At 46.6% G+C, this 17,953-nt stretch carries 10 protein-coding genes; 2 read left to right on the top strand and 8 right to left on the bottom strand.

The features are described 5' to 3' along the window. Positions 1 to 57 precede the first annotated feature (57 nt). The 8 genes from CLV42_RS32630 to CLV42_RS32590 form a co-directional block, all read right to left on the bottom strand. On the bottom strand, positions 58 to 1,149 hold the full coding sequence (locus tag CLV42_RS32630; protein ID WP_106606144.1) for a hypothetical protein: 1,092 nt from the start codon (positions 1,147 to 1,149) through the stop codon (positions 58 to 60). 223 nt (positions 1,150 to 1,372) lie between these two features. Continuing rightward, complete coding sequence (locus tag CLV42_RS32620; protein ID WP_106606142.1) at positions 1,373 to 2,107, bottom strand: class I SAM-dependent methyltransferase; 735 nt, start codon at positions 2,105 to 2,107, stop codon at positions 1,373 to 1,375. An 18-nt stretch (positions 2,108 to 2,125) separates the two neighbouring features. Beyond that, entirely contained in the window at positions 2,126 to 3,256 is a 1,131-nt protein-coding gene (locus tag CLV42_RS32615) for a glycosyltransferase (protein ID WP_106606141.1), read from the bottom strand. A 3-nt stretch (positions 3,257 to 3,259) separates the two neighbouring features. Then, the gene (asnB, locus tag CLV42_RS32610; RefSeq protein ID WP_106606140.1) at positions 3,260 to 5,161 is read right to left on the bottom strand and encodes an asparagine synthase (glutamine-hydrolyzing); all 1,902 of its coding nucleotides are present in this window, start codon (positions 5,159 to 5,161) and stop codon (positions 3,260 to 3,262) included. 10 nt (positions 5,162 to 5,171) lie between these two features. Then, positions 5,172 to 6,071: a glycosyltransferase family 2 protein gene (locus CLV42_RS32605; RefSeq protein ID WP_106606139.1), complete on the bottom strand. Its 900-nt coding sequence runs from the start codon at positions 6,069 to 6,071 to the stop codon at positions 5,172 to 5,174. Beyond that, positions 6,055 to 7,266 carry a glycosyltransferase gene (locus CLV42_RS32600; protein ID WP_106606138.1) on the bottom strand — a complete coding sequence of 404 codons (1,212 nt, stop codon included), beginning with the start codon at positions 7,264 to 7,266 and terminating at the stop codon, positions 6,055 to 6,057. The genes CLV42_RS32605 and CLV42_RS32600 overlap by 17 nt, the downstream gene beginning before the upstream one ends. Then, on the bottom strand, positions 7,266 to 8,426 hold the full coding sequence (locus tag CLV42_RS32595) for a sugar transferase (RefSeq protein ID WP_245901797.1): 1,161 nt from the start codon (positions 8,424 to 8,426) through the stop codon (positions 7,266 to 7,268). The genes CLV42_RS32600 and CLV42_RS32595 overlap by 1 nt, the downstream gene beginning before the upstream one ends. A gap of 46 nt (positions 8,427 to 8,472) precedes the next feature. Next, complete coding sequence (locus CLV42_RS32590; RefSeq protein WP_158286383.1) at positions 8,473 to 8,865, bottom strand: response regulator; 393 nt, start codon at positions 8,863 to 8,865, stop codon at positions 8,473 to 8,475. 482 nt (positions 8,866 to 9,347) lie between these two features. Between CLV42_RS32590 and CLV42_RS32585 the strand changes: the two genes are divergently transcribed. Both CLV42_RS32585 and CLV42_RS32580 read left to right on the top strand, forming a co-directional pair. Then, positions 9,348 to 10,538, top strand: coding sequence for a glycosyltransferase family 2 protein (locus CLV42_RS32585; protein ID WP_106606136.1), 1,191 nt, complete (start codon positions 9,348 to 9,350; stop codon positions 10,536 to 10,538). A gap of 371 nt (positions 10,539 to 10,909) precedes the next feature. Continuing rightward, positions 10,910 to 17,890, top strand: a complete 6,981-nt coding sequence (locus CLV42_RS32580) for a fibronectin type III domain-containing protein (protein WP_106606135.1) — start codon at positions 10,910 to 10,912, stop codon at positions 17,888 to 17,890. Positions 17,891 to 17,953 lie beyond the last annotated feature (63 nt).

Genomic DNA, 17,953 nt, shown 5'->3' with positions numbered 1-17,953 from the left:
CTGTTTCCTGACAGAAAGAAACAGGCAACCTTCTTTATAAAAGATCCTGATAAATGATCAAGGCGTGTTCATACTCTGGATCAGTGCCACCAGGGCAGCCGGCGTTACAGGCGCTAATGTAAAATTAATCCCTACAAAGCCTCCGGAAGGCGACGGAATAGTAACCGGTATTTTCTGTGCAAAGAAGTTACCATTCAGCGCCGTGATAGCCAGGAAAGTACCTGATTGACCAATAGGCACGGAATTCTGATAACTTAATAAACCCTGACGACCAACCGGTGCATTCAGGATCACGTTATACAACTTCACCACTGTGTTCACACCTGCAGGTTTGAAAAACAACATACAAGGCTCTTCACCACCATAGCTGGTCTGTGTGGCAGGATTGTAGAAGTTAGTAAAATAGCCCAGTACTGTGGTTTTAGGACCAGGCAGGTTAGTCAGCGCGTCGCAGTTTCTCCAGGTCATCAGGCTGTCCAGGCGGAAATTCAGCGTGCCATTCGTGCCGTTGAATAATGCGAATCCAGGCGCCGGATTCCAGGTAACACCCTGATTAGCGCTGGCAGCAACGGGAATGGTTACCGGCTGATTCACATCGTTGTAACCAGAAGTAGTAATGATAACAGACGTATCACCACCCCATAGCGGTACACCTTCTTGTGCTGGTCTTTTAGCAACAGGTACCTGTACGGCCACTGCACTGTCGGCGCGCAAATTCAGGTCCTGTCCTGACTGGGTGGCACGTACGAAGAACTCTCCGTAAGAAGTCAGCTGGGCTCCACCATTGTTAGCCGTAGGCCTGCTGGCAAAGATCATGTTGCTGGGCGTCGAGATCTCCTTAATAACGATGTCGACACTACCAGACACCGGGCCACCACTCTGTGTGACGAGGGAGTTCGGACTGAATGTGTAAATGGAACCTTGTTTGGTTTTGATCCTACCACCCTGTTTGCCGTCTATCTTGAAAAATTCGTACTGAGGACCATTCTGCTGCAAGAGCTTTGCCAGCATGGCTCCATCGCCGTCTGCCTCGGCCTTTACAACGGCCATCTTGTTATGATCCTGTAGTTTGGCATCCTTCGAGCAGGATACAAAAGTGAGCGCGGCTAAGCACATGCCGCTCCATGTCATGAGGGAAAAGGTTTTCATCGTGGGTTGTTTTAAGTTAGGGGTTTTCTGTCGGGAACAAAATTATTCAAAATGGCTGCTACAATATAGACACCTTACTATTACACCGACAAATACTTATGCATATCTGTCAGCTATTACTATCATCAGTGCGCTGGTCTGCAAAGAAAGCAGCATCATTAAAACAAAGAAGCCTCCGGATAATCCGGGGGCTTCGCTCCTTAAAAACAATCCTGTATTAGAACTAAACTCTTTTAAGCACTTTTGACTTAATAATGCTTTTGCAGATATCTGTGAATGCCCGTGTAGCCTCCGCCAGTTCCTTTCCCAATGAACGTTGCGGAAAGTAACGGAGCACCATTTCGCGGGTCCAGGGCTCTTCGAAGTATTTGAGAATGTCTTTATCATCCGGATTCACAATGAACTCAAAGCTGCCTTCCCATTCCACACGCATGGTGTGCAGGTTGGGATGTGTTCTTTCCATGATCTTATACCCGATGGATGCTTTAGGCAGGTATTCCAGGTACAGATCGCCAAAGTCAAAGCTGGTGGGGAAAGAGATTCTTTCTTTATCTACCAGTATTACTTTCCCATCTATTTCCAGCAACACCCATTTATGTGATTTCTTAGGGAAGAGATGTTCTCCCAGCAGGGATGGTGTTTCGATATACCCTCTTTTGGCCACACGGAACTGTTCGTGGAGGAAGGCCACCGGGTCTTCGACATGTTCCAGTACGTGATTACAGATGACATAATCAAACTCCTTATCTTTGAATGGCAGGTGTTCTCCATCTGCTTTCAGGAACTGCTGGTTCCTCAGTACTTTTATGTCGCCGCTACGATGCGTATTGTCATCAACGTATTTATCAACCACTACATTTGACCTGGGGTGCGGGTTATGGCCGCCGCCCACCTCAAGTACCCTGTCCGTTTTTTTAATATCCAGATCGAAACGGGAATGGGGATTTCTGATTTTCATGCGTCAAGTTTATTAATCTTATAATGGCGCCAGCATCTGCTGGTACACTGTTTCTATTTTATGAGTCATGTCCCGTACGTCAAAGTTTGCCTTCACACTTCTGCCAGCGTTCTCCTGCAGGCGGCTACGCAATGTACGGTCCAGTATCAGTCTTTCGAGAGCTGCTGCCAGCGCTGCTTCATCTTTGGGTGGTACGAGCAGACCGGTCACCTCATGTTCCACTGCTTCCCGGGTACCATCCACATCAGAAGCAACCACCGCTTTGGCCATTGCCATCGCTTCCAGCACGCCTATCGGGAATCCTTCCCAGAGGGAGGGCAGGCAGTAAATATCCACCGCATTCAATACTGCCGGTACATCCTGGCGGAAATTGTCGAAAATGACCCTGTCACTGATGCCCAGGTCTTTTGCCAGCTGCATTGCAGCGTCTTTCAGGTCGCCCTCACCTATCATTAACAAGGTAAGGTCCGGAAAGTTGGCGCATACCCTGGCATACGCCCTTAACATCCCCAGGGGGTCTTTCTGTTCCGTAATACGGACGATATACCCAATTACCAAGTGATGGGCGGGAATGCCATATAAGGCCTTTATATCGGTGTATTCTCCTAAACGGTTGAACCTGTCCAGGTTGACCCCGTTTTTGACCACCAGCGACTTAAATTGCCCAAATTCGCGCACTCCTGTCTCATGATTGGAATCGGAAACTGTAATATTGAGCCTGGTACGTTGTGTAATGAACTTTTCCGCCATTATCCGGGCCTTTCTGTTCCAGGCAGGCAAGCTGTCATGGAAGGACCATCCGTGGATAGTGTATATCACCGGCAACCCCAGTGAACGGGCTGCCCAGAGTACATTGGTATTGGCGCGGGTACCGTGCACATGCACGATATCCATCCGCTGATCTTTCAGGAATTGTTTTACTTTCTTCCATACCTTAAAGTCAAACGCTTTCTCGGTATGAATAACATGGGCAGGTATTCCCAGCGTAGCAAGGGATGTGATCATCGGGCCATCAGTAAAGGATAGCACTACCGGCTCGAACAGCCCTTTGTCGAGGTAGCGGACGAGGTCCAGCACATGGCTTTCGCCTCCTCCTATTTTGCCCTGGCGGATCGTTTGTAAAACCCTGATCTTCTTAATCGCTTCCATCTTTTACAATTGTTCCATCCACCGGCTATACCATAACTGGAATACGAGGATATTCCAGAGCTTCTGGTGACTTACCTTTCCGCCTTCAAAGTAGTTTTGCTTCAACGCCTGGATATGCTCCGGATCAAAGAGCCCGGTTTGTTCCAGTTTGGCGGGAGATAAATAGTACGCCATCTGTTCTTTCAGTTCATCCCTGAACCAATGCGTCAGTGGAGCAATGAACGGCCTTTTAGGACGGTCCATCAGTGTTTTCGGTATATACTGGTGTACGATTTCTTTCAGGATGTATTTATTGACCTTATTCTTCACCTTCACATGTGCGGGCACCTTTGCCAGGAATTCCACCAGACGGTGGTCCAGCATCGGCTCACGACCTTCAATGCTTACGGACATGGTGGCCCTGTCTACTTTTACCAGGTTATTGTCAACCAGGAAGGTTTTATAATCCACAGACAACAGACGGTTCAGCGAATCGTTGATATTGTTCAGTTCTCCGTTCATATCAAAATTCGTCTTGTAGCTACAATGCGTACCACCCAGGTAACTGGCCGCCTCTGTTTCTGTGATATACTGACTGATATATTTTAATGCCTGCTGTGACTTGCCGGACGCCCAGATCAGTTTCATCTTTTCATAACGGCTGGCAAAGTTGTATTGTTTATTAAAATAAGGAATGCTGGCTGGATTTACCAGTTTCATTACCTTACTTACCACGCCCTGCAGGGACTTAGGCACACGTTCGGTGTATTGCAGGGATTGGTTGAATTTATTATATCCGGCAAAGAGCTCATCACCTCCATCTGCAGATAGCACCACTTTCACCTGCTTTGCAGCCAGTTTGCTGACCAGTGTGGTAGGTACGGTAGAGTTATCGGCAAAAGGCTCGTCATAGATCTCCGGCAGGTGCTCCAGTATGTCACGTGCATCCGAAGGACCCACTATCCATTCGGTATGGTCGGTGCCCAGGTGTTGTGCGATGCGGCGGGCTTCCTTCGATTCATCGAATGCCGCTTCTTTATAACCGATGGTGAAGGTCTTCAGACGGCTGCCGGAAGAAGCCTGTAGTATGGCCGCTACACTGGAGCTGTCGTAACCGCCGCTCAGGAATACTCCTACCGGAACATCAGCTACCATGCGGTATTTATAGGCGCTCTCCATCAATTCTTTGGTGTGACGGATGATATCGCCTTCATACATATTGGTCAGCGGCTGGCGGTAGGCCTCCAGTACACTCCAGTATTCAGAAGTGGTCAGCGCTTTATTCTTCAGGGACAGATGCATGAAATGTCCCGGTTTCAGTTTATGTGTATGTTCGAAGATCGTATATGGCGCCGGGATGTAACTATACTGGAGGAACAGTGATACACTGTTTACGTCAATCTTTTTCTCAAATGCGGGGAAGCGGCTGAAGCTTTTCAGTTCAGAAGCAAACAGTAGTACATTGTTATGCCAGTAATAATAAAGCGGCTTCACTCCTGCCCTGTCGCGGCAGAGGATCACCTGTTCTTCTTCTTTATCATAGATCACAAAGACGAACATGCCGATGCAACGGTCTACTACTTTCTCTTTCCAGCAATCATATCCTTTGATCAGGACTTCTGTATCGCTGCTGGAAGAAAACTGATAGCCCAGGTGTTCCAGTTCCCGGCGTATCTCTTTAAAGTTGTATACCTCTCCATTGAAGATCATGCTATACTGCTTAAAATGCATAGGCTGATGACCGCCACTGGAAAGATCGAGGATGGACAGACGGCGCTGGCCTAATCCGATCAATGCATTAGGGTGTTCAAACACTTCATAACCGCCGTCGTCAGGACCGCGATGCAGCAATGCATCGGTCATGTCTTTCAATACGGGCAGGCTTGCCTTTTTGGTAAAATCAATAAACCCTGCTATGCCACACATGGTAATAATTTTAGTTGACGATGTTTAAGTTCCACATAATGCCCTTCCAGAAAGCCCTTAGGTGCTCCTTCTCTTTGTTCAGAAGGAATTGTAATGTATTCTTGGGAATCGTAAACAAGGTCAGGTACAGTAAAAAGATGATCCGGTTAGGTAATGCCACGTTCCTGCGCATGAACAGTATCCTGTTCCTGGTAAGGTAGTATGTCTTTAATGGACTGTTCTTACCCGTGGACATTGATTCTTTATGATAGATAAGTGACTTATACTGATAATAGATCTTATAGCCTTTACGCTTAAATTGTTCGCACCAGTCGAACTCTTCGTAGTACAGGAAGTATACTTCCGGCATCAGTCCTACTTCTTTCAATACAGCAGCTTTGGTCATCATACCGCCGCCGTGTGCGTAGTTGGTAGCAGAGATCCGATCGTACTGGCCCTGGTCAGGCTCTTTACAACCGATCATGCTATTCCTGCCGGTGAATACATCGACCGACTGGTAACCTGCATATTCGATAATGCCTTTATGGAAGAAGTAATGAAATTTGGGGCTAACCATCCCTGCGTCGGGATGCGCATAAAAGATTTCCAGCAGGCCTTCTATCAGCCCGTCGGTAAATTCCGTATCGTTATTCACGAGGAAGATATATTCACCTGTTGCTTCTACAATGCCCATATTGTTGCCACCGGCGAAGCCCCTGTTCGTTGTACTCCTGATTATCTTCACCGCCGGATAGGCCGCCAGCAATGCCGCTGTAGGATCTTCCACGGAAGCATTGTCCACAACGATCACTTCCACATTGGCGTAACTGTTCCTGCTGATGGATGTCAGCAATTCACATGTAACGCTGCAGGTATTGTAGTTGATCGTTACAATAGAAACAAGTGGTGCTATTTTATTTTCCTGTGACATTGACCAGGGGATTATCGATAGTTGTTTTGGAATGTTTCGTATGAATGAAGGTCTTATCAGCGCCTTTGAGCCTGAATACCAGCGAGAGCATGATGCCTATTACGTGGGGAAGGTTCATTAATACCGTGAACATGTATTTTGAATAGAACTTGCCGGGAAGCGGCAGCATCATGCTGATGGCAAATGCACCCAAACAGATCAGCCAGGCAGATACCGGCAGGGCGAGGTACCGACCGAATACCAGGTAAAGGGCCGTCATGAATACTACACCTGCCAGCAACAACATACGTGGCAGCAGCATGTTCTGTCCTACGGACATATAGAAATAGTCAATTCTGCCTTTGAGCAATGCCCGGAATCCACGTACAAAGTAGTGCCTGAGATATACGAACTGGCTGGACAGCCAGCGTTTACGCTGGTTTTCAAATGCAGCGGCATTTTCCACCTTCTCATCAAACATTAGCGCTTCTTCCAGGTAATGTATCTTATACCCTTTATCTACCAGCAACTGTTGTAATACTTTATCGAAACCACCGGTAGCCTCTGTTTCCTGCAAGGCCTGTTTCATCACCTGGTAATCGAAGGCGATGCCTGACCCGATGATGGAAGCAGAGAGGCCAAGTGCGTTGGCGCCCTTACGGTTGATGTGATTGGCGATGATCTCATTGGCTGCATCCAGGATGGCGAAAGGAGAGTCCATATTCTTTGCAACACGTTGCCCTTGTATAACATGGTGACCCTGCTGATAAGCGATGTTGATCTGCTGCAGGAAATCGGGCGCCGGGATATTATCCGCGTCGGCGATCACTGCCAGGTCATAAATATTATCATCCAGCTGTGCGAATGCAGCATTCAGTGATTTAGCCTTCGTACTCTTTTTGAAAGAGACCGGGATCACGGCGATACCTTCTTCTTCGAGCGTCTGGATCGTTGTAGGTTTCAGGGAATCGGCAATGACGATCACCTTATAGCTGTTGGCCGGATAGTTGAGCGACTCGTAGCTGATAGCTGCGTGAAGGATGATATCATCTTCTTTATAAGCCGGCACCAGGATAGCGATCCTGCAGTATGAAGAAACCTCTCCTGCAACTTTATTTTTCTTTGGAAATAGTTTACCGGCCACAGAGAACAAGAGGTTGTAAAGTACGCAGCCTCCGAGGTATCCGAATATGATTAATTCAATCGCAAGAATCATTATACATTATCTTTTTGTATTAACGCTTTAGGGGTATTCGCCATAATCCACATGTCGTAGGTGAAGCTATGCAGTTTGGAATAATCGATATCCAGTGCTATTCTTTCTTCTACAGACATATCTTTCTTTCCCCTTTTGCTGATCTGCCAGAGTCCTGTGATGCCGGCAGGCGCCAGGAAACGTTGCGCCCATTCATCTGTGGTCAGTGTAGAGGCTTCGTATAGTGGTAAAGGTCTGTTGCCGACAAGCGACATATCTCCTTTCAACACATTAAAAAGTTGGGGAAGTTCGTCGAGGCTGGTGTTCCTTAAAAAGGCGCCGAAGCGGGTTATCCGGGGATCATTGGACACTTTATAGAAAACGGGACCGTTGCTGGCCTTATATTGATTGAGGTGTTGCAGTTGCTGCAGTTTTTTATCTGCGTCTGCGACCATCGTCCTGAACTTATAGAATTTGAATACCCTGTAATTTTTACCGGCCCTGCGTGCTGCATAAAAAACGGCTCCTTTTGATTCAAATTTAATAATGATGGCGATTAACAATAATATGGGGCTGGCGGCGATTAATAAGGAGCTGGCAACAATGATATCAAAAGCTCTTTTCAGTACAGCGTTCAGGGTTCGTTTCGTCCTGATCTTTTTGCCGCCGTTGACAACTGTTAGCGGAGGATAAGTGCTCAGTAGTTTGAATTTGCTGATGAAAGATATTTTGGATGGTAATTTTGACAAGCATTTCGCCGTAATAATTTCGTCTATGAAGGCATATTTTTTTACGGCAGCTTTCATCTGGGGAGTGATCTCTTCTTCATCTACATACAGCAAGAAAGGAATGCAGGAGTAACAGGATTCCTTCCTCAGGTATTCATGCCAGGCATTGAATCCCTTCTGGTCATCTGTATGTGACCTATATATAATGACACCAGGTTTCCTTCTGAAAACAGCCTGCAGCTGCTCCATTGTTCCGGTGGCGGTATTAAAATCCTGTGCAAAGAAACACTTGTATCCGGCGGCCTCAAATTCAGGAGCAGTCATATGTTGTCCCACAAACAGCACAATGTTGTTGTCGGCAACGATCTGACGGGACATCGTCTGCTCACGCTCTTCAAACTGTTTTGGGGCCGCATTCTTCAATACGCTCAGTTCAGGTGTAAATGTATTCATGCTAACAAAGGAATTAATGGTTACATACTGATGATGTGATTAAGTGCTATGAAAAAGCAGGTACGTGCTGTGCTTTCAACACATGATCGATTGTATCCAGTAAGATTACGGGATCAAACGGCTTTTTGATAATCGTCTTGATGTTACCGGGGCGTATATTCGCAAACGACTCTTTAGTATCATGCACACCGGATAGCACCATGAGTGGTATATGCTGGTACAGATTACTTTCGGTCATGAACTCTATAAGTTCCCATCCGTTGATGTTGGGCATCTGGAGATCTGTGATCACCAGGTCGGGGATATTGCCATTTTTAAGCCATGCCATTGCAGCGAGACCATCACACGCTGAAACAACGTTGTAGGTCCTGTTTAGCATCACTTCCAGTAAATATCGGATGGGTAAACTATCATCTATTATTAAAACTGTTTTTTTCACCTTTAACCAATTTAATATTACAAATAGCTCCCAATACGGTTAGGCATTGGAAAGATTAGTGTTCGTTGGCTTTAAATTGGATAAGGTTTTATTGGAACTCAAAAAACAGTTTCTCAGGGGATATGAAAGAAAAGACTCAAATATGGTTTCATTTACAAAGCTTGCACTAAAGTACGAAAGTAATTTTGAACAGCAAGCCTGAAATTTTCGCAATAGTATTGTCCTTAAAACAACGATGTAAAAATATAATACTTTATTCATTTCCCAATATGTTTTTGGTAAACGGTTGGATTTTTTGGGTGAATGCACAAGAAATTATCGTAAACGGATATTCAATGCTTTGAAGCTCTTCTTTTTTTTAAATGTAGCACACACTGCTGAAAAAATACTGCACAATTATTATACTTTTGCTGTGAATCCACCTACGGGTTGTTATCTAACGTGCTACAACGCTCAGTTTATCCCCTCAATTGATATATATTATGACTGTGATCACAGTGCTCTTCTGGTGCAGCCTCTTTCTTGTTTGCTATAGTTATGTAGGATATGGTATACTACTTTATATAGTAATTAAACTGCGCCGTTTATTTGTAAGCCCCCGTTATACGGGAAATGAACCCCCTTTCACACCTGAAGTGACCCTGATGGTAGCCGCCTATAACGAAGAGGCGTTTATCAGGGAAAAGATTACCAATACACTTTCCCTGAACTATCCGGAGGATAAGGTACAGATCATCTTTGTAACCGATGGCAGTTCTGACGACACCAATAATATAATAAGGAGTTACCCCCGGATCACATTGCTTTATGAACCGGAGCGCAGGGGTAAGACTATGGCGGTGAACAGGGCCATGAAATTTGTTAAGACGCCTTTTGTAGTATTTTCAGATGCGAACACCTTATTAAATAAGGACGTTCTTATTTGTCTTATGCGTCACTTCCGGGACGAACAGACCGGCGCGGTGGCAGGAGAAAAAAAGATCCTTGTAGCCGAACAGGCGGAAGCGGAAGGCGCCGGAGAAGGTATGTACTGGAAGTATGAGTCCTTATTAAAGAAATGGGATGCTGAGCTGTATAGTGTAATGGGTGCCGCCGGTGAATTGTTTGCCATACGCAGTTCCTTATATGAAGATATACCTGCGGACACTATCCTGGATGATTTTATGATCTCTTTCGGTATAAATAAAAAAGGTTACAGAGTGGCCTATGCTCCCGATGCCTATGCGCAGGAAACGCCCTCCGCCTCACTGGAAGATGAATATAAACGTAAGGTACGCATTGGTGCGGGAGGGTTCCAGTCAATGAGCCGGCTGATGGACCTGCTGAACATTTTCCGTTATCCAAAAATTACCTGGCAGTATGTTTCTCATCGTGTATTCCGCTGGACAGTTGCCCCATTGTGTTTATTATTGGCACTACTAACTAATATAGTATTATGTGTGTCGGGTGCGCCCCTTATCTACTGGGCAATACTGCTGATGCAGGCCGCATTTTATGGCATGGCTTTAGTTGGATATGTGCTGGCAAGAAAACAGGTAAAAAGTAAAGTGTTCTATATACCTTTCTATTTTGTATTCATGAATGTGGCCGTGTATCAAGGGTTTGGCCGTTTTTTAAGAAAGAAACAGTCTGCAGTATGGGACCGCTCACAACGTCAGTTAACAACGGGTTGAGGTGTACTTTTTACACTTACCGTTCTCTTGTATGATTTCACCAATTGTTTTATATCGTTCACCCTTCAAAAACAGATTTTCACTAAAAAAGTCTCCAACTGTAAAAATATACACTTACTTTTGGAACTTGAACCGAGTACACTAAGCTTCTTCCTTGTCTGATTATATGAGAAAGCTACCAAGTGTGAAATAATTCCTAACCTCATCCTACATAAAAGCCAATCTGGTAGTAATTCTTTTTTTCGGAACTACTCAATTTTAATTTTACCATCTCCTCTGATTTGCCCGCCCTGGGTACTTTGGGCTGTTGTTTATTATTTCTGGCTAATTACCGGGTAATGCCCGATTGTCCATAATTCATATTTTCTTTTATGAAAAGAAATGTACACTTACTATTCAGCATTCTGAGCATTCTGATGCTTTTTGCAGGTACGGCTTCTGCGCAGCAAGCTTTAAACCCCGCGGACCCCATTGTTGTGTACAACTCCAGTTCCCCCCCTACACCACCACCTTATGGACGTATTGGGAAATGGGTAAAGACGAATCGCCTTGCCTGGAACACATCTAATTTCAAATGTTATATTTACAAGGGACTTAACTTCCGCCTCAAATTCCCTAAGACCTACCAGCACAATGTGGCTGATGGAAAAAAATATCCAATTTTTGTATTCCTTCACGGACGTGGTGAAGGTGGTAGCGTTTATGATAACGAATACCAATTATTACATGGCGGACAGAATTTTGACACCCAGACAAGCAACGGCAACTTCGATGGTTTCCTGTTTTACGGACAAACCGCAGATGGAGAATGGGGCAACAGCCAGTTTGACATTATCAAGGAATTATTAGATAGTCTGGCCCTGGAGGTAAAAGGTGACCTGAACAGGGTTATCGTTAATGGTCTTTCTGCAGGTGGTTATGGTTCCTGGCTTTTCGCAGAACGTTATCCCCAATATTTTGCTTCCATCATGCCAATGAGTGGTATTGCCAACGGCGATGGTTCCACAACCAATGTTAATAATCTTAAGTATACCCCTATCTGGTACTTCCAGGGAGGTCTGGACAACGCGCCTGCTCCTTACACCGCCAATACGGTGGTTTCAGCCTATCAGGCTGCCGGAGCTCATCTTACTTTTACATTATACCCCAATCTGGGGCACGGTACCTGGACTACCGCCTGGGCCGAACCAGACTTCGTTCCTTTTATGAACAGGAACAATATTCTGACCCCATGGCCATTGGGAGGACGATCTGAATTCTGTCCTGGCGACCCGGTGAACATTACTGCCGGTATCCCTCCGGGATTTGCTGCTTATGAGTGGCAAAAAGATGGCGTGACCATTCCCAACGCTACTTCTAACAGCATTAACATTACTGCACTCGGTACTTACTCCGTAAGAGTAAGAAGGGTTGCAGGTGGTGCATGGTCAGAGTTCTCTCCTATCCCGCTTGTTGTTAAAACAAAAGCGCCAACAGTCACTCCTCCTATTGCTATAGACAGTCTTGCAACAAATGTATTGCCTGCTCCTGATGGCAGCACGACTGTCACCATGAAACTGCCTGCCGGCTATGCGTCTTACGAATGGCGCACCGTAGGTGGTAATACTTCATTGAGTAACACCAATACATTCACAGCAGGTGTAGGACAATACATAGCACGTGTGACCGAACAATTCGGTTGTACCAGCAGCTTCTCTGCTCCGTATAGCGTTATAAATGCCGCTGGTACCAATGTTCCTGACGCGGTAGGTGTTATTACGGTAACTCCTGTTTCAGAGACGCAGCTGACATTGAACTGGAACGACAAACCGAATCCTCAGAACAATGAAACGGCCTTTGAAATATACCGTAGCACTACATCAGGCAGCGGCTACAAACTGGTAGCCAAGATACCTGCTGATGTACTGGTATTTGCCGACAAGGGATTAACTTCCAATACAAAATACTATTACGTTATACGTCCGGTAAATGCCAACGGTGCAGCTCCAGTGTCAGCTGAAGCCAGCGGTATCACCCAGGCAGATACCCAGGCGCCTACTTCACCAAAGGCCCTGACAGTTACCAGCACCAGCTCCAGCTCTGTTTCACTCAGCTGGACAGCTGCTACAGATGACGTAGGCGTAAACACGTATGAAGTTTATGTAAATAACCAGAAGTCATATACTGTCGCCGCTACTCAGCTCAATATGGTAGCTTACGGTCTGACTGAAAGACAGGTGTATAACTTCTATGTAATAGCAAAGGATGCTGCGGGTAACGCTTCACCACCAAGCAACCAGGTGACTGCTGCGGCTATCAATAAGGGTATTGGCTACAAGTATTATGAAGGTACCTGGACCAAATTACCTGATTTCAACACCATCGTACCGGTAGAAGCCGGAAGGACGAACAATATAGACATCTCTGTCAGGAACAGGGATGTTAACTACGCCTTCCTGTGGACTGGTCTACTGACCATTCCTACAGCAGGCACTTACACCTTTGCCACCAACTCTGATGATGGTAGTAAACTGTGGTTCAATACTCCTTACACCTACAGCGGTACAGCTACTGTCAATAACGATGGTGCTCACGGTACCACCCAGGTAAATAGTTCATCCATGTTCCTGAACGCGGGTGTTTATCCGATCACGGTAGCTTACTTCCAGGGCACCGGCGGCCAGGCAATGAACCTCCGCTGGAAAACCAGTCTTTTAGGCTCCTTCACCAATATTCCGGATCAGTACATCGGTGATACGATGACTATTCAGGGAGCAGTGCCAACTGCACCACTGATACTGGGCGCGCTTGCTCCTGCGTTCAACGCGGTAAACCTGAAATGGAGCGACAACAGTAACAACGAAACAGGATTTGAATTATATCGCAGCCAGACCTATAATGGTGCTTATTCCGTAGTAGGAAAGGCCGCCGCCAATGCGACCACATTAACGGACAATACTGTCGCTGCCAATACCCGCTACTGGTATAAAGTCCGCGCAGTAGGCACCTCTGGCGAATCCGCCCAGTCTGTGGGTTATCCATACCTGGCAGTATATCCATTGGACAATTCCACTGCAGATGTCAGCATCAATAATAATGGCGGTGCTGCGAATGTAATAACTTACAACAGTGCTAACGAAATAGAAGGCACACATGCCGCTGTCTTTAATGGTACCAGCAGTTACGTGACCATCGGCGGCAATACCAGTGGCTTCCTGCACGACGCATTCTCTGCACGTACCGTTTCTCTCTGGATCAAGCCAACGATCACCAGCAACACCTGCATGTTGGTTGATATTGGTGGTAGCACCAGTGGTTTAGGATTACGTCTCAATGCTAATAAACTGGAAGCCGGCGCAGCAAACAGTGGTACCCGTGTATCTGTATCTGTTCCTTTCACAAGTACAGCATGGACACATGTGGCAGTGGTATATGGCAATAGCTCCCTTAAGCTGTATATTAACGGCGACCTTGCAGCGTCGACAGCTACCAGCTTCAGTACTATCAGCGCAACCACTGACAATGCAAGGCTCGGCGTGAACAACAACACCAACGTATTTAATTTAACAGGTTCCTTCTACAATGGTATGATGGACAGAGTTGCCATTATAGGACAAGCGCTGACACAGGCTGAAGTAACCCAGGATGCCGGACAGTTACTGCCATTCTACAGTGTAATGACACCTGCATTACCTGCAGCGCCGTCTGCACCAAGCAACCTGGTAGCTACCACTACGTCTCCATCTACTATCAAACTGACCTGGACCAACAACCCGGCCAATGCTACCGGCTATGAGATCCAGCGCGCTTTTGGTAACAGCAATACTTTCGTACTGATTAAAGCCGATACCCTGGTCGGTACCTCCGGCACTTATACAGATACTGCATTGTATTCCAACCAGCAGTATGTATACCGCGTACGTGAAACCGGCAACGGTGGCAACTCCGCTTACACTTCCAATTCCACTGCTGTTACCGGCAACAATGCACCGGTAATTGATCCGATCGGCAACCAGTCAGCACGTTATGATGTGGAAACACACATTCCTATTGTAGCAAATGATGTAGACGAAGATCCGCTCACCCTGACTACAGCTAATCTGCCTTCTTTCGTCACACTGGCATCCGATGCGAATGGTTCCTTCCTGAAGGTAACGCCAAACATCGGCCTGCAGGGTACCTACAACAACCTGACAGTGTATGCGGCAGATCAGTTTGGAGGTAAGGATACCGTTGCATTCAACCTGACAATTAATGATAATTATAGCCCTGTCATAGCCTCTATTGCCAACATTTCCCTGAATGAGGGCGCTGGCCAGCAGCTTTCTCTCTCCGCTACTGATCAGAATGCTTCAGATGTACTTACATGGTCTGCAGCATCATTGCCCTCATTCATCACTCTTTCCGGCAGCAACCGTACTGCCAGTCTGAATGTCAATCCTGGTTATGCCGACGCGGGCGTTTATACAGTGAAAGTGAACACCGTTGATGGTAACGGTGGTACTGACACCAAAACATTCACCGTAACTGTCATTGACAAGGATCCGAACTATAAATTCTTTGTACGCTTCAAGAATCAGACAGATGCTCCGGCGCCATGGAATAACATTACTTCGGTATCTACCAGCAACCTGGTGAATGACAAGGGTGAAACTACAAATGTAGGCCTGCAGTTACAGACCAATAACTGGTACACCTGGAACGAGGGCGCAGTAACCGGCAACAACAGCGGTATCTATCCTGACGTAGTGCTGAAAGAATACTACTTCTTCGGATCATGGCCTGGCATCTTCACTTCCGATAATGCTATCGACGTGAAACTGACCGGACTGGATACCACCAGGAAATATTCCTTCAAGTTCTTTGCAGGCAGTGCATGGTCTGTACAGGCCAATAACGGCACCACCGTCTTTACGATAAATGGTGTCAGCAAACCGCTGAACGTACAGGGTAACACCAGCAATACGGCAAACTTTGACAATATCAGTCCAAACAGCAATGGTGAAATCACCTTCAATATGGCAGTAGCCAATGGTACACAGGTAGGTTACCTGAATGCCTTCCAGGTGAACGCTATACTGGATGATGGTACCCTGCCAGCTCCGCCTAAGGAACTGACCGCTACGCAAAACAATGGCAACGTATCCCTCGCCTGGACCAATGTTGCTTACAACGCTACCGGCTACAGGATCCACCGCGCTACCGACAGCCTTGGCACTTATAGCCTCCTGGGCAGTCTGAACAGCGCAACGGCGAGCAGTTATGTGGATAGTACCGTACATGGTAACACACATTACTATTACAAGATCAGTGCTTCCAATTCCGAAGGCGTATCTCCTAACTACAGCAATATTGCTAGTGTGATCGTACCGGTGAAACCACCTGCTATCACGACTATTGCTGACGTGAAACTGAAAGCAGGTACTGCTGCACAGCTTAATGTACAGGCTACTCCTGACCTGGGCAATACCGTAACGCTCAGCGTAACTGGTCTGCCGGCATTCGGTAGCTTCACAGATAACGGCAATGGTACAGGTACCTTCAACTTTGCACCGACTGCCAACAACCTGGGTAACTACGCTGTGGTCCTGACCGCTACTGACAACCAGAATGCAGCCGCCAGCGATACCTTTAATGTGTTCGTTACTGATAAGAATACCACCAGCGTATACCTCGACTTCTCTTCCAGCAGTCCGGCTCCTGCACCATGGAACAATGTAGCGGGATTCCCTTACCAGGGTGTAAGACTGAATAATGCACTGGATGAATCAGGTAATCCTACCGGTATCAGCGTGACATTTAACGAAGTATGGGAAAATGACCAGCCTGCAGTAGGTCAGAGCACTTATGACAACTCAGGCATCTATCCTGATGTCGTGATGCAGTCTGCAGTATATGATAGCAGGAATATTACCCATACCGTGAAATTATCCGGTTTGAACAAAGCGAAACGTTATAATGTTGTGTTCTTTAGCAGTCTGAACTTCGGTGTGGCTGCCAAGGTAAGATACACTATCAATACAGACAGCGTGGTAATAGATCCTGCATATAATACTTCCATCGCCAAACAGATCAACGGCGTACTGCCGAATGCGAATGGTGAGATCAACGTCCTGGTGAACAAGACCCAGAATGGTTACTATATGCACATGAATGCAATGGTACTGGAAGCTTATGACAGTGCAACAACAGTCCTGAATCCGATCAACCTGCGTGCAACCGCAACCGGCGCCAAGACAATCGCGCTGCAGTGGTCAGACAGGTCCAACACTGAAACAGGATACCAGGTATGGCGTGCAGTTTCCGGCGGTAGCTACGCACAGGTAGCCAGTCTCCCGGCCAACTCAGTAAGCTATACTGACAATAACCTGACCGTAAGCCAGAAGTACTATTACAAGGTGCGCGCGGTAAGAGGTGCGAGCAATTCCGATTACAGTAATGCTGCATCTGCTATCAGCCTCGGATTCAGTGTAAATGTGAACTTCAGCGAACTGCTGGTGGCTCCGACTCCATGGAATAATACTGGTATGCGTCCACAATCTGGCGTAGTGATCAGCAACATGCAGGACGGCCAGAACAATGCAACCGGTGTAGGTATCACCATCCTAGAAAACTTCGATGGTATGTATTCTGCCGGTATCAATACAGGCAACAACAGCGGTATCTACCCTGACAACGTGATGGTAGAAAACTATGGTCTGTTCCCAGGCCGCCACGCAGACTACTACATCACCGGCCTGAATCAGTCGCTGAAATATGACCTGGTATTCTTCGGCAGCTCTGTAGAATGGGATGATATCACCGGTAAATACACCGTGAACGGTACGAAGATGGCATTACTGAACGCATCCCTGAACAAGAGCGGTGTGGTAACCATCACTAACGTAGCACCAGATGGTTACGGCAGGATCCATGTAGATGTTGATCCTGGTACGGCAACATCCCGTTATGGACTGGTGGCAGCTATGATCGTCAAAGGACACCTGGATCCGGCTACCCAGAACGATGCCGGTCCGATCGATCCTCAGGGTGGTCAGGCAGCAAGGATAGGCGATGGTACAGTAGCAATGGCGGCTCCTCCGGTAGCGCTGATCAATAAGGCCGCCGAGTTCGGAGATGCGAAGGTATATCCGAATCCATATGAAAATCAGTTCAACGTAGACATAGTATTGAAAGCCGAAACAGCTGTAAGAGTAGAGATCTTTGATATGTCAGGACGGCTGTTATATTCAGATTACAAGGGTTCCGTTCCGGCGGGTGCCAGTACCCTGCGTATTAATACCGGTTCACGGATTAGTGCGCCTGGCATCTACCTGCTCCGCATCAGCGGTAAGAATGGGGAATCCAAGATGGTTAAACTGGTAAAGCATTAAGCTTTACCAGTTTCTCCCAAAAAGTCCGGGCAACCGGATTTTTTTGCACGCTACAGATGTTAA

It is taken from the genome of Chitinophaga ginsengisoli (genome assembly GCF_003014595.1).
In the GTDB taxonomy this organism is placed as follows: Bacteria; Bacteroidota; Bacteroidia; order Chitinophagales; family Chitinophagaceae; genus Chitinophaga; species Chitinophaga ginsengisoli.
Note: the sequence above shows the minus strand (reverse complement) of the source record. Positions and strands in the feature narration are given on the sequence as shown.